Below are 13,889 nucleotides of genomic sequence, written 5' to 3'. Positions count from 1 at the left end.
AACTAACTGGATTTCAATAATTCTACCTCAGCATTTGGGTTGAATAAATAGGTTCTTCCAGAACTCATTTCTAAACATTCGAAACGCTTGGTTCTGATCGCAATTTTCTTGAAAATCTTTCCGTTTTGGATCCTAAAAACACTACCGTACGGGATTTCGAATACATAGTTTTTGTCATTTTGCTGGTCAAATTGTTTCAGGGCTAATGCCAAAGTAGCATCAGTATCGCTGCTGGCTGTAGGATTTTTGAAATGTCGAGCTAACAAAGGCAACAAATGATTCGGAAAAATTTCTGGTCGAATATAAGGAATCATCAACCGTTGAAAAGAATATTTCCATTCGTCCCCATGCGGCTTAATATTTCTGCCGAACTTTTCAAACGCAACCAAATGCGATATTTCATGAATCAACGTAATCAAAAACTTGTATTTATTGAGATTTGAATTTACCGTGATTTCATGCTTCCCGTTTAAGCCTTTTCGATAATCACCATGACGTGTCTGACGCTCGTTGACAATCTTAAGATGCACTTGATTAGCAACAATAAGTTCAAAAACGGGTTTTACCGCATGCTCTGGAATAAATCTGGCTAAGGTTTCGCTCAAAATAGACGTGAGTTATAAATTAAGGATTCGTAGAAGAAACTTGCAACACTTTACCATTGAAATATTTATTTCCAGTTAAAGTAAAATCATAAATATAATTCGCCATTTCGCCCGCTGATATTGGCGCTTGATATCCCGGAAAAGCTTCTGCCAACATTTCTGTTTGCACGGAACCTAAAGCCAAAACATTGAAAGAAACCCCGCGGTCTTTATATTCTTCGGCTAATAACTCTGATAACGTAATCACGGCTCCTTTACTTGAACTATACGCCGCTAATCCGGCAAACTTTAAACTTCCCTGAATCCCACCCATAGAACTTATGGTTACTACATGGCTTCCTTTTTGCAGATAAGGCAGGCAAATTCGAGTCAAATTAGCCACTCCAAAAACATTGACCTTATAGATGTTTTCGAAATCTTCCTGAGTCGTTTCTGAGAAAGGTTTCAACAATAAACTTCCGGCGTTATGAATGACTGCATCTATTTGTTTCCAAGACTTAGAAAGGAAATCACTTACTTTCACTAATTCAGATTCATTGGACAAATCAACTGAAAGACAGATAATATTCTCGTTGCCCAATAAAGCTTGAGGAATCTTTCTGGATATGGCTAGTACTTGGTGTCCCGCATTGGCAAATTGCAATGCCAATTCAAATCCTATTCCTCTACTCGTTCCCGTGATGATAATATTTTTCATGTAGCAAAAATAAACAAAAACGACAAAAAAGTAAGGCTTTAGGCAAAGGATTGTTAGTACAATAAAAATTAAAAATTTCAGGAATTTTACTTATTTTTGCCAAACAAAATTAACATCAGATTTTAAGAAAAATGACCAAAAGCATACAATTCGAAACTGCAAAAATGAGTGACATTGATGGAGTATTGGTATTACAAGAATTGTATCTTGTAGTAAATTTATCCGAAGAAGAAAAAATTTCTGGATTTGTTACTACGCCATTTTCAATACTACAATTAACCGAAGTTATTCAAAAATCAGAATTATTTATTGCCAAGAAAAACAACAAAATCATTGCTTACATTTTTGCAGGAAGTTGGGAGTTTTTCCAACAATGGCCCATTTTCAATTACATGAGCTCCTTGTTTCCTGAATTACACTTTTTAGATTTTAAAATCACCACAACAAATAGTTTTCAATACGGACCCATTTGCATTCACAAGGAATACCGTGGCAGGGGATTGATCAAACCATTGTTTGAATTCATGAGAATACACATGGCACAAAAATATGCGTTGGGTTTGACATTTATCAATAAAATAAATATCCCGTCTATGAAAGCGCATACCGAAAAACTGAAATGGACCATTATTGGGGGTTTTCAGTTCAATAATAATGACTATTCTATATTAGCGTATAATATGAATCAGCCGGTTTCTAAAACTATTTAAGCAATACGATTTCTTGTGTTGGCGTATTTGCCATTTGCGTTACAGCGGGTAATAATTCTTGAATAAAATAAGTCATGTGAGGAATATCCATCGCTTTGAAATCATCCGAAACATGATGATAAAAGTCAAAATTTTCAAAATCGAATGTACTCACTGATTGGCAAGGCACCTTAAAAACATCATAAAAAGAGAAGTTATCGGATCTGTAAAATAATTTATATTCGGCTTCTTTTGGAAGAAAACCAATCGTATTTTTTCCAGTATATTCATTGATTTTACCTGCCATATTGGATTTATCAAAACCAGTAATATAAGCTAGATACGCTCTTTTCATTGGCACACCAATCATTTCAATATTGAATTGAGCATACAATTTAAAATCTTGCGCTTTCAGTTTTTTGGCTAAATGCTTAGAACCTAATAACCCTTTTTCTTCTCCTGCAAAAAATACAAAAAGAATACTTCGCTTATTGTTTTTGGCTATGCTAAAATATTTTGCCATTTCAGCAACTGCAGTTGTTCCTGAAGCGTCATCATTGGCACCATTGTTTATAAAATCTCCCTTCACTCCTTTTTTATCCAAGCCAATATGATCGTAATGTGCGCTTAGCATTATAAATTCATTTTTAAGAACCGGATCGTTCCCTTCAACAAAACCGACGATATTAAAAGCGGTTCCCTTAAAAGTGGATAATGTATCGCGATACGATTTGAAATAAGGTTTTACATTGTTGTCTTTAAAAAACTGCTCTAAATAATCCGCCGCTTTTACCATTCCTTCTTTTCCGGTTTCCCTTCCTTCCAGTTCATCCGAAGCTAAATATTTTAATGTTTTAGCAACGTCATTTTCTGATACTTTATAGTCAATATCAACTGGGTTTTTTTGCGTCTTACTAGCTGTTTGGGCAATAATAACTTGAGTTGACAGACAACCTAAGAAAATTAAAAAAAGAGATAGGAATGCTTTTTTCATGATATTGAGATTTCTATTTTATAAAAGGGTTTTATTTCGATAATATTTCTTGTAGACTTTACCCATTTGAACAAGAGCCAAAACCACAAAAAATGACGGAATTACTACTGGCATTACATATTGATAAAAACTGGTTGTGTTTTTAGATAAGGTATTTAATATTAAAACTAAACTTAACATCCCAAAAAATGTGCCTACCAAAGTTCCTGCAATATAATACAGTTTGAGCTTATTTACAATGGAAATATAATCCCCATTTATCAAATAGAGATTCCAGCCGGTCCAAAACGGCACTTGAAGAAAATTGATACAATTCAACAATACACCAATAAGGAAAGGAGAACACATAGCATAACTCTCTAAAATCCCTTGTTCTTCCATTATTTGACTAGAATTAGCATAAAAAGAATACCCTAAAATCAACAGAAAGAGAACGGCAAAAAAATCAATAATTTTCATTAATTTTTTATTGTTTACTAATTGCTTTGCGAAAATTAAAGTGAGATAAATCACAACCATCTCTACGAAAATCACTCCTAATAAAAAGAAAAACAAGCTATTCATTCCTAGCTTTGAATAGATTTCGAAACCAATAACATTCAAATAACCCAAGGGTATCGAGCCGATAAAACTCACTAAAAAACCAACAAAAATGTTCTTTAATGCCTTCATTATTTTAGAAATTTACAATTTTATAGCTTTGTTTCAGATGCATTCTGTATTCTTTCATCCCCTCTTTATGCCCTAAATATGGAGTGCCATTTTTATGGTTTGCCACACTTATTTCGTACATGTAGGTAATGTGACGCGCAAGTTCTTTCCATGCAAAAAACAAAGAATTTTTTGGATCATAAATATGGGTGGGCTCACTTGCAGCTCCATTCAGCTCCACAACTGAAAAGTTCAATCCTTGTTCTAATTCTTCAATAGTATTGTACATCACATCCATTCTCCCAAAGTAGAAACCAGGAATTTGCAAACACATTTCGTTAATAGTCTGTGTCAATTTTGGTGTGACCCAATGGCTTCCATCAATGAATTTTGCACCTCGTGCATGATTCCCATACGGCACCAGATTCAATTTTTCTCCTTTTGGAAGAATCTCGAGTAGTTTTTTTCCGTATTCTTGTTTCAAAACCTTTAATTGCAGTTCGTATCGCGGATTTTCTTTGATTAATTCTTCTACGGTAGAGAATCCGGTTCCGGTAATAATCAGAAATTCTTTAGAAACAATTCCAGTAATTCTACCGGTTTTTTCATGAGGATAACGCACATAAAAAATCCCGACTTCATTGTCAAACGGAATTAAATCCTGCACTACATAATCAAAATTTGCTTTTTCAGCATATTCTTTTAAATCTTGAACATTGTTAATTTTTTTGACTCCGGAGCCTCGCAGTCCAATATCTGGTTTTGCAATCAAAGGATATTTTATTTTTGATACTTGAATCGTCTTTAAAATTTCTTCAAGAGTAGTTCCTTCTTTTATTAATTCCGTTTTTGGGTAATAGTGTTGTGGAATCAAATTGTAGATTTGTTTTTTGGACTCCATCATAAAACCGCCATTTTTTATGGTTGGATTAGACGCATTAAAGAAAAAAATAGATTTTGCCTTGATGGAATAATAGGACCAAAGAAAATAAATTGGAATATACACAATCTGGAAAGGCCAGTATTCCCAATGCGTAACTTTATAAAAAAATAGTTTGATTCGCCTGTTCGTCATAACTCGGGTCAATGTGTACGTATTAAACGGTGATAAATGAGGTCGAAAAATCCTGTTGCGCAATCAAATCGTAATGCAATATAGCAACTTTATTTTTTTCAATAACTGCTTGTGTAATGCTCAACGTTTTCATTTCGTCATTTCTATTGATAACCAAACCATTTTCATCATTTCCTTCTTCGGTGTAGCGATGAAAATCGTGCATTTTTGATTCGGAAATTTCAGGATTCTCATTCATAAAAGTGTAAAACCACTGCAAACGCTGTTCACGCATGGCTAATGAATATAACGTTGATGAAGACCAAATATGGTTTTTACGTATGTCTAAAGATATTGTTTCTTTCTTTTTTCCGTTCCAGCGCAATTGAAAAAGAGCGTTGTTTTGAAATAAAACTAATGTAAAAGGTTCAATGTTTTCCAAATCAATTTCGCTCCAGAAATCCTTTGGCGATAAGCTACTGATCATCTCTAAAACAATCAAGCCACGGCTTTTTCGATATGGGAGCTGTACTTCATGCTTTTCATCCGCACCGTTTAAAAGTACCAAAATTACTCCGTCAGCATTAGCCACAAACCACGTTCCTCCTGCTTTTGGATCCTTTGGGAAAATAATATTTTTCCCGTTTACGGTATAACTTTTTGGAGGTATTGCACTGGGTCTTACTGTTTTTTCATCCCGATTGGAGGTAATGATAATTGTATCATTCGTTGCTACAAAACTTACTGTGCACATTGATTTCTATATTCGATGGTAGATCGGGCAACTCCAAAATTAGGGTCAATGATTACTGTTTCACATTGTAAAATAGCTACTTTTATAAGTGCTTGATGGTGAATGCAATGTTCTAGATTATACAGTAATTCTCTGAAATAATTACTCTCAATTCGGATTTCCTCTCCATCAATAACTTGCAACAACTCGATATTTTTGTTTTTCTTGTTTAAATTTTGTTGAATCAAGACGATGTTTTCAATAGCAAAAGTCGTATCCGTTTGAATACGGGCATTTCGTTCTCTTTTGTCATAATTCACAATGCCTGAATCATATTGATTTTCTAAGCACTGAAACATTTCAAGAATATGTCTGGTATGCTCCCCAATAGTTGCATTACTTAATTCCGCACAAGAATTTGAATATTCTTTTTGCGACAATTGATTCAGCAAATCAATCAGCTCGTTTAAACTATTATTAATAGAAGGTAGTAGCATATTTACGTTTTAATTCAACAAATTCATCACTTTAGTTCTGTCATTAATAATTAAAGTAGCGCAACAAAGAAAGGCAATTAGAGCCAAAATAAAAAGTGTCCCACCATCATTTTTAACTTCAAGCCTAAGCACAAACAGATGGGCAAAAACCGCACCAACCATAATTCCGCAACCCAATACAGCGTCAAACAAGAAAGTTCTTGGTATTAAGATCAAAATTACCACAATCAACTCGGCAATTCCAGTGCCAATTCGTCCATAAGGTTCTACCCCATAGTAGAAAAAACAGAAACCGATTCTTCACTCCCCGTAAATTTGAAGTACAGCGTTTGGACTAAAATTACTGCTGTCGTAAATCTCAGCAATCAGAAAAACAGAGATAAGTAATAACCATGGTATAATGTCGTATTTTAAAATCAGGATAAAATTATGTAACAATCTGATTTAAAGTTGTTTTACTTAAAGTTAATTCTTTTGACTTTACGACTTTTAAACTTTCGACTTACTTAGTTTCATGATTTCTATTTTTTTAATTCACTATTTTATTCCAATTTACATCGGCCTTCATCATCAATCCAGATTCATTCTGGTTCCAGCTTTTCAATGTATTATTAAAAAAAGCATTGTAAAACAAATACAACTTCCCATTCTTTATTTTGAAAGTCTCCGGATTTATAGACACTTTTTCATTAGAATCTCCCATCGCAAAAGCACACCAACCTCCGTACTGCGGTTCAAATTTTGAAGAATTCTTTAAGAAATAGTCTTTATTTACTGGCATCGAAAAATAATAAACCACGCCTTCATGCAATGCTGTTATTTCTTTTTTGCCTTTCACTGCTTTTCCTTGTTTGAAATAAGCCACAGGATCATATCCTTGAATAGCCACATTTTTTTCAAGATTAAAATGATCCATTCGTTTGCTGTCGTTTTGTGCAAAGCCAGAAAAAGCAAACAAAACGGTTAGAACAAACAGTACCTTTTTCATGATTATTTACTTAACGATTTTGCAACGGCTATCAACAAATCATTTGAAATTCTGTTTTTGAAATTTGGAGTGATGTACTCAAATTCAATTTCCGCATTTACATTTAAAATAAACACCGCCGGAACAGGCAAAAAAGAACTATTTACTCCTTCAGAATCTTTATTGAGAATGGCTTTATAATTTTCTGGTGCTTGAAAAGCAATCCCAACCGCCTTCGACAATTCACCTGCACTGTCTGACAATAACAAATAATTTAACTTTTCTTTATCATCTGTACCTTTCAAGCTTTTTGGAGCATCGGGACTTATTGCGATAATTTGATATCCTAAATCCAACAATTCTTTTTCGGCTTCGGCCAAAGCGGCTAAATGAGCATTACAATACGGGCACCAACCACCACGGTAAAAAACTAAAACCGTTCTTTTCTTACTGATTAATTCCGTTACATTAACATCCTTATTTTCTACAGATTTCAAAGTAAAAGTAGGAATTTTTTCTCCAATAAGCAATGGAGCGATTTCTGTGGCTAATTTTGGTAAATTATTTTGAGCATAAGCGGATAATCCAATTGTAAATAAGGCCAGACAAATTATTTTTTTCATAGTGTTACATTTTTAAGTTGTAAAACTACTGTACTATTTCGAACTGATTTGTCGGCTATGTTACAGTTCCACTAAATTAATTATAATGCACTGATGTCCGTTATAATAATTTCTCTCCTGCTGTAAACAATAGTACCATTCGTTTCCATTTCATTCAGTAATTGTGTAGTTGTTTGCCTCGAAGTGCATATAATTTGGGCAATATCATTTTGGGTCAGGTAATTTTCAATAACTACTTTATCACCTATTTTTTTTCCTTCTTTCTCTGCCCAATCTTTCAGGAACTGAAACAATCTGGTTCTGGCGTCTTTAGAAATCAAATTAGAATAACTGTTCTTAATGCGTTTCATCTTTAATCCTACAAACTTGGTGTAAGACAACGCCAGACTTGGATTTTGCAATAATAAATTTTCAAAATCCGACATTAGAAAACTACAGATAGCCACATCATCCGAAAGTACTTTAGCATATTCATTAGAGTGGCTGTCGACTTCCAAAGCCAGTTCCCCAAATAAATCTCCTTTTTGAATAATATCTTTAATTGTTTCATTGCCGTCTTCATCAACTGCCACAATTTTTATATTCCCTTTTTTTAGAAGAAAAATTTTTGGCAAATCCGAAGAAGAAAAATAAATAATTTCGCCTTTCTGTGCTTTTTTAAAACCGGTGATGATACACAATTCCCTGATTTGTCCAAAACTCAACGTCCGGAATAATTTATGATCGCGCAAATACCAATATTTTAAATCTTCGTACATAAAAAAAAATTTCCGTAAATGTATTGAAAAAATGATTTGAAAAATAAAACCCTTTCAAATCATAACTTGAAAGGGTTTGTAAAATAGTATGCAATATAATTATGAAACTAATGTTCTTGAAATTACAATTCGTTGTATTTCAGAAGTTCCTTCGTAAATTTGAGTAATTTTAGCATCCCGCATCATTCGCTCCACATGATATTCAGCTACATATCCATTTCCGCCGTGAATTTGAATAGCTTCAATTGTAGTATCCATTGCCGTTTGAGAAGCAAATAACTTAGCCATAGCACCCGATTGCGTAATATCTTTCCCTTCGTCTTTTTCAAAAGCTGCTTTTAGAACTAGCATTTTTGCCGCCATAATTTGAGTAGCCATATCCGCTAATTTGAAAGCGATCGCTTGATGTTTGAAAATTTCCTTTCCAAAAGATTTTCTCACTTGAGAATATTTCAATGCTAATTCGTACGCTCCGGTTGCAATCCCTAATGCTTGGGAAGCAATCCCTATTCGTCCTCCGTTTAAAACTGCCATAGCAAAATTAAACCCAAAACCATCTTCTCCAATTCGGTTTTCTTTCGGAACTTTCACATCAGAGAACATCAAAGAATGCGTATCTGAACCACGAATTCCCATTTTCTTTTCTTTAGGTCCAATATCAAAACCCGCCCAACCTTTCTCTACGATAAAAGCATTGATTCCTTTATGTCCTTTTTCAATATCTGTTTGAGCAATTACAATATAGGTTGACGCTGAAGAACCATTGGTTATCCAGTTTTTAGTCCCATTCAACAAATAATGATCCCCTTTATCTATTGCCGTTGTTTTTTGAGATGTGGCATCTGAACCCGCTTCTGGTTCTGACAAACAAAATGCTCCAATTACTTCCCCTTTTGCAAGCGGAACCAAATATTTCATTTTTTGTTCTTCATTGCAATATTTTTCAAGACCAGCACAAACTAATGAATTATTCACCGACATAATTACTGCCGCAGAAGCGTCAACTTTTGAAATTTCGGTCATAGCCAAAACATACGAAATACTATCTAAACCGGATCCACCATATTTAGGATCCACCATCATTCCCATGAAACCCAAATCAGCCATCATTTTCACCTGTTCAGTAGGAAACTTTGAATGTTCGTCTCTTTCTATAACTCCGGCTAACAGTTCTGCATTTGCAAAATCGCGTGCCGCTTGCTGAATCATTAAATGCTCTTCGGTTAGATTAAAATCCATATTTTTATTGTAAATTAAATGTTCTTAAATTTGTCGTCAAAAGTAATTATTAAATATTAGATTTCAAACGATTTCGTAAATTTAGCCAATGTTTAAAGAAAAGTATACAATTATAGGAGTCATGTCCGGAACTTCACTGGACGGCGTAGATTTGGCATATATTGTCTTTACTGTCAAAAACAATGAATGGGACTTTCAAATCCTGGAATCCGAAACAGTTCCGTATAGCATTGATTGGTTAAACAAATTGAAAATAGCTGTCGGTTTTTCTGAAACTGCTCTCGAAAAATTAAACCAAGATTACACGCAACTTCTGGCTGCTATCATTTCTGATTTCATCGAAAAACATGAAATAAAAAATCTCGATGCCGTTTGTTCCCACGGCCATACTATTTTGCACCAACCCCAAAACGGATTCACACTTCAAATTGGAAATTTGCCGGAAATTGCCCCTTTAATTAGCCAAACGGTTGTTTGTGATTTCAGAATTCAGGATGTGCAATTGGGAGGTCAAGGTGCCCCTTTGGTTCCTATTGGCGACCGCATTTTATTTTCTGAATACGAGTATTGCATGAATTTAGGCGGTTTTTCGAATGTGTCGTTTGAACAAAACAACAAAAGAATTGCCTTTGATATTTCACCGGTAAACACTGTTTTGAATTTTTATGCCAATCAACTGGGATTAGATTATGATGACAAAGGCCGTATTTCGAAAACAGGAATTTGCAACAAAGATTTAGTACAGGAATTAAATGCGTTGGATTTTTACCAAAAGAAACATCCTAAATCGTTGGGTTTTGAATTTGTGAAAGAAACCGTTTTACCTATTATAGAAAGCTATTCCATTCCCATAAAAGACAAATTACACACGTTCACGGAACACGTGGCGCTGCAAATTGCGGTGGCTTTACCCAATAAAAAAGGAAGCCTTTTCATAACTGGCGGTGGCGCTTACAATGATTTTCTGATGGAGCGCATTCAATGTCATTTACCGGAAATGAAAATTATTATTCCATCAACTAAAATTCTGGAATTTAAAGAAGCGTTGATTTTTGCATTACTCGGCGTTTTAAAATTACGAGGCGAAATAAATGTATTGAGCAGCGTTACAGGTGCAAAATCAGATCACAGTTCGGGAATTATTTATTCTCCAAAATAAAACTAAAAATACAGATTTCACATTATTCTATTTTTTATATTTGCCAAAATTAAATATATCGCAACAAATGAAAGATTTATTAAAGAAATTCGAAAATAAAGAACCTGAAATAGTTTTCCATTGGAAAGATGCTGAAACTGAAGCTGAAGGATGGACAGTCATCAATTCGCTACGTGGTGGCGCTGCCGGTGGCGGTACTCGTATGAGAAAAGGGCTGGATATGAATGAAGTGTTGTCTCTGGCAAAAACCATGGAAGTGAAATTTTCGGTTTCCGGGCCAGCTATTGGCGGCGCTAAATCTGGAATTAATTTTGACCCGAATGATCCAAGAAAAAAAGGCGTTTTACAACGCTGGTATAAAGCCGTTTCTCCATTATTGAAAAGCTATTACGGAACCGGTGGCGATTTGAATGTGGATGAAATTCATGAAGTAATTCCCATGACGGAAGAATGTGGCGTTTGGCATCCTCAAGAAGGCGTTTTCAACGGTCACTTCAAACCGACAGAAGCAGATAAAATCAACAGAATTGGACAATTGCGTCAGGGTGTGGTGAAAGTGATTGAAAATCCAAAATTCTCACCAGATGTTTCCAGAAAATATACTATTGCTGATATGATTACAGGTTATGGCGTTGCCGAAGCCGTTCGTAATTATTACACGATTTATGGTGGCGATGTAAAAGGAAAGAAAGCAATCGTACAAGGTTTTGGAAATGTCGGTTCAGCTGCCGCATTTTACTTAGCCGAAATGGGTGCTAAAGTAATTGGTATTATCGACAGAGATGGTGGATTAATAAAGGAAGAAGGATTCACTTTTGAAGAAATTAGAGCTTTATTTTTGGCCAAAGACGGAAACAAACTGGTGGCCGAAAACATGATTCCTTTTGAAGAAATCAATCAAAAAATATGGACAATCGGTGCTGAAATATTCACTCCATGTGCCGCCTCGCGATTAGTCACTCAATCTCAAATTGACAGCTTAATTGCAAATGGGCTTGAAGTAATTTCATGTGGTGCAAATGTTCCCTTTGCTGACACAGCAATATTTTTCGGTCCAATTATGGAAGATGTAGATCATAAAGTGAGTTTGATTCCTGACTTTATTTCTAATTGTGGTATGGCTCGTGTTTTTGCTTATTTCATGGAAAAGAAAGTACAAATGACGGATGAAGCTATTTTTCAAGACACTTCAGAAATTATTAAAAAAGCGATTGAAAAAGCGCATAATTTGAATCCAAGTAGAACAAATATAAGCGCCACTGCTTTTGAAATAGCATTGAAGCAGCTTACTTAAAATACAATCGTATTCTTTAACCCGTTGGGTGTAATTCAATTTGTTTAATTTTTTAACCACATAGAAACATAGATTTTTACTTTATGGAAGGCGTTTCACTTTTTAGTAAAAACCATGGCTAGGTGAACTCAAGAATTGGGCTATATGACTCTTTTTTTCTATGTTTCTATGAGGTTCAATTTTTTTATTTAGAATTAATTGAAATTTCTATTAATTACACCCAACGGGTTCTTCTTTAATGTTTATCGGAACTGGGATTAATCAGATTTTATAATCTGTTTGATCCTTTTTCACATTTCTGACTTTAAGCGAAGCAATCCTAATTTATATTCCGGCAGTAGCTTTTTACTCTTAACAATTTTTAGTACTTTTCAACGTTTTTTAGTAATACACTTTTTTAAATTTAAAACACAAATGAGTTTCACCATTTTATCAGATCAAAAGAAATCGTTAGCACTATCCATTCTTTTGTATGCGACAATGTTGTTAATTTTATTTTTTATCCGTTTCTGGCCTCCTGCAAACATGGATGAACTTGCTGGTGGCGGCGGTGGTGGTGGCGTTACAGTAAATTTTGGCGACAGCGATTTAGGTTCGGGTGCGAATTATAAAAGCGAAGTTTTGGAGGTAAAAAACCAAACCAGACAAACGCCTGCTAAATCAACTCCAGAGGAAGCTATTTTATCTCAGGAAAACAGCACTGAAGAAAGTGTTGTGATTCCGACAAAAGAAAAAACTAAAAAACCAACAGTAGTTATAAAAGAAGCAACAAAACCAGTAGTTGTAAAACCTAAAGTTTCTAACAATACCAATAATGCTTTATCCAGTTTCATGAAAGGCTCCAATAAAGGCGGAGATGGCGATGACAAAGTAGCCGGAAACAAAGGAAAAGCAAACGGAAGCCTGAGTTCAAACGGTTATTATGGAACGGGTGGTTCTGGAGGAGGAACAGGCGGCGGAAACGGTACTGGAAGCGGAATAGGAACTGGCAGTGGCTATGGTTCCGGAAGCGGGGGTGGAACCGGAAGTGGCTCTGGCGGCGGAGTGGGATATTCGTTAGGAAACAGAAAAGCTGTTTCTAAACCCGCACCAAAATATACGTGTAATGAACAAGGCAAAGTTGTAGTTGAAGTATCTGTAGACAGATCCGGACGGACAGTAAATGCCGTTGCTGGTGTTAGAGGAACCACGAATACCGCAAAATGTTTATTAGACCAAGCCCGAATTGCAGCAATGAGCACGAGATGGGATGCCAGCAGCGATGCCCCGGAAAAACAAGTCGGTAAAATTGTTTACAATTTCAATTTGAATTAGAGCAATTAGGAAGCGTATCTTTTTATCATTGCGAGGAATAAAGTAATGACAACTGCGTAACATCAGAGATACAACTTTGCGTAAGGGATAGTAGCAAGTACCGAAGTACTGCGGATAGCCCGACCGCAATAGAAAAAGGGGCTAATCAACACTATGCTGATTAGCCCCTTTTTCTATTACGGTCACGCCCAAATAATCCTGTAAATAAAATGACAGTATTACTTTGGACTGGTAGCAATCACAAACTTCAAATTGTTTTTGACTCCTATTTGCAGTACATCAACTAAGTCTTGCACTTGCAAATTGAATGGAATACGAACAATAACCGTTTGGTCCTTCTCTAAATTCATCTTAGACATCAAGGTTGTTTCGAGTTCTTCAAAGGAAACCGCCTGCTTGTCTATGTAGAATTTTTTATCCTCAGTGACAGATAAACTAATGTATTGCTTATTTGTTTTCTCGTTCGCCTGAGCTTTTGGCAAGGTCATCTTGATCACATTAGGATTTGCCAACGTTGATATAATCAAGAAAAACAACAACAGGAAAAACATAATATCACTTAATGACGATGTGGCTACCTCAGCATGAAATCTTCTTTTTCGTTTTATAGACATG

The 13,889-nt window shown here is 35.1% G+C and carries 17 protein-coding genes; 4 read left to right on the top strand and 13 right to left on the bottom strand.

Features of this window, described 5'->3' with window-relative positions; genetic code table 11:
* Nucleotides 1-2: 2 nt before the first annotated feature.
* Nucleotides 3-605 (bottom strand): SprT-like domain-containing protein, encoded by a 603-nt coding sequence (locus EKL98_RS13765; RefSeq protein WP_126562899.1) that lies wholly within the window; start codon nt 603-605, stop codon nt 3-5.
* 19 nt (nt 606-624) lie between these two features.
* Entirely contained in the window at nt 625-1,302 is a 678-nt protein-coding gene (locus EKL98_RS13760; protein WP_126515898.1) for an SDR family NAD(P)-dependent oxidoreductase, read from the bottom strand.
* Between the two features lie 131 nt (nt 1,303-1,433).
* Here EKL98_RS13760 and EKL98_RS13755 point away from each other — a divergent pair, with 131 nt between their 5' ends.
* Nucleotides 1,434-2,012: a thioredoxin domain-containing protein gene (locus EKL98_RS13755; protein ID WP_126562898.1), complete on the top strand. Its 579-nt coding sequence runs from the start codon at nt 1,434-1,436 to the stop codon at nt 2,010-2,012.
* On the opposite strand, the gene EKL98_RS13750 is transcribed toward EKL98_RS13755, so the two are convergent.
* From EKL98_RS13750 to EKL98_RS13705, 10 genes are all read right to left on the bottom strand, one after another.
* On the bottom strand, nt 2,005-2,985 hold the full coding sequence (locus tag EKL98_RS13750; RefSeq protein ID WP_126562897.1) for a M28 family peptidase: 981 nt from the start codon (nt 2,983-2,985) through the stop codon (nt 2,005-2,007). The genes EKL98_RS13755 and EKL98_RS13750 overlap by 8 nt on opposite strands.
* An 18-nt stretch (nt 2,986-3,003) precedes the next feature.
* Nucleotides 3,004-3,657, bottom strand: a complete 654-nt coding sequence (locus EKL98_RS13745) for a hypothetical protein (RefSeq protein WP_126562896.1) — start codon at nt 3,655-3,657, stop codon at nt 3,004-3,006.
* Between the two features lie 4 nt (nt 3,658-3,661).
* Nucleotides 3,662-4,711, bottom strand: a complete 1,050-nt coding sequence (locus EKL98_RS13740) for an ATP-grasp domain-containing protein (protein ID WP_126458720.1) — start codon at nt 4,709-4,711, stop codon at nt 3,662-3,664.
* Nucleotides 4,712-4,733: 22 nt separating this feature from the next.
* A complete protein-coding gene (locus EKL98_RS13735) occupies nt 4,734-5,444 on the bottom strand; it encodes an NRDE family protein (protein ID WP_126562895.1) in 711 nt (236 codons plus the stop codon).
* A complete protein-coding gene (locus EKL98_RS13730) occupies nt 5,432-5,920 on the bottom strand; it encodes a DinB family protein (protein ID WP_126562894.1) in 489 nt (162 codons plus the stop codon). The genes EKL98_RS13735 and EKL98_RS13730 overlap by 13 nt, the downstream gene beginning before the upstream one ends.
* A 9-nt stretch (nt 5,921-5,929) precedes the next feature.
* Complete coding sequence (locus EKL98_RS18125) at nt 5,930-6,136, bottom strand: hypothetical protein (RefSeq protein WP_231507385.1); 207 nt, start codon at nt 6,134-6,136, stop codon at nt 5,930-5,932.
* 313 nt (nt 6,137-6,449) lie between these two features.
* Nucleotides 6,450-6,908, bottom strand: a complete 459-nt coding sequence (locus EKL98_RS13720; RefSeq protein WP_126562893.1) for a YHS domain-containing (seleno)protein — start codon at nt 6,906-6,908, stop codon at nt 6,450-6,452.
* A gap of 2 nt (nt 6,909-6,910) precedes the next feature.
* The gene (locus EKL98_RS13715) at nt 6,911-7,510 is read right to left on the bottom strand and encodes a peroxiredoxin-like family protein (protein ID WP_126458708.1); all 600 of its coding nucleotides are present in this window, start codon (nt 7,508-7,510) and stop codon (nt 6,911-6,913) included.
* Between the two features lie 80 nt (nt 7,511-7,590).
* On the bottom strand, nt 7,591-8,268 hold the full coding sequence (locus EKL98_RS13710) for a Crp/Fnr family transcriptional regulator (protein ID WP_126562892.1): 678 nt from the start codon (nt 8,266-8,268) through the stop codon (nt 7,591-7,593).
* Between the two features lie 99 nt (nt 8,269-8,367).
* Nucleotides 8,368-9,507 (bottom strand): acyl-CoA dehydrogenase family protein, encoded by a 1,140-nt coding sequence (locus tag EKL98_RS13705; RefSeq protein ID WP_126562891.1) that lies wholly within the window; start codon nt 9,505-9,507, stop codon nt 8,368-8,370.
* A gap of 88 nt (nt 9,508-9,595) precedes the next feature.
* On the opposite strand from EKL98_RS13705, the gene EKL98_RS13700 reads away from it, so the two are divergent.
* The 3 genes from EKL98_RS13700 to EKL98_RS13690 all read left to right on the top strand — a co-directional run bounded on the left by EKL98_RS13700 (nt 9,596) and on the right by EKL98_RS13690 (nt 13,274).
* On the top strand, nt 9,596-10,666 hold the full coding sequence (locus tag EKL98_RS13700; RefSeq protein WP_126554879.1) for an anhydro-N-acetylmuramic acid kinase: 1,071 nt from the start codon (nt 9,596-9,598) through the stop codon (nt 10,664-10,666).
* 67 nt (nt 10,667-10,733) lie between these two features.
* Nucleotides 10,734-11,960: a Glu/Leu/Phe/Val dehydrogenase dimerization domain-containing protein gene (locus EKL98_RS13695; RefSeq protein WP_126451759.1), complete on the top strand. Its 1,227-nt coding sequence runs from the start codon at nt 10,734-10,736 to the stop codon at nt 11,958-11,960.
* 414 nt (nt 11,961-12,374) lie between these two features.
* A complete protein-coding gene (locus EKL98_RS13690; protein ID WP_126554877.1) occupies nt 12,375-13,274 on the top strand; it encodes an energy transducer TonB in 900 nt (299 codons plus the stop codon).
* A gap of 218 nt (nt 13,275-13,492) precedes the next feature.
* On the opposite strand, the gene EKL98_RS13685 is transcribed toward EKL98_RS13690, so the two are convergent.
* Nucleotides 13,493-13,888: an ExbD/TolR family protein gene (locus tag EKL98_RS13685; RefSeq protein WP_126458690.1), complete on the bottom strand. Its 396-nt coding sequence runs from the start codon at nt 13,886-13,888 to the stop codon at nt 13,493-13,495.
* Between the last annotated feature and the right edge of the window lies 1 nt (nt 13,889).

The organism is Flavobacterium bomense (assembly GCF_003970355.1).
The sequence above is the reverse complement of the archived record's forward strand: the minus strand, read 5'-3'. Positions and strand labels throughout refer to the sequence as shown.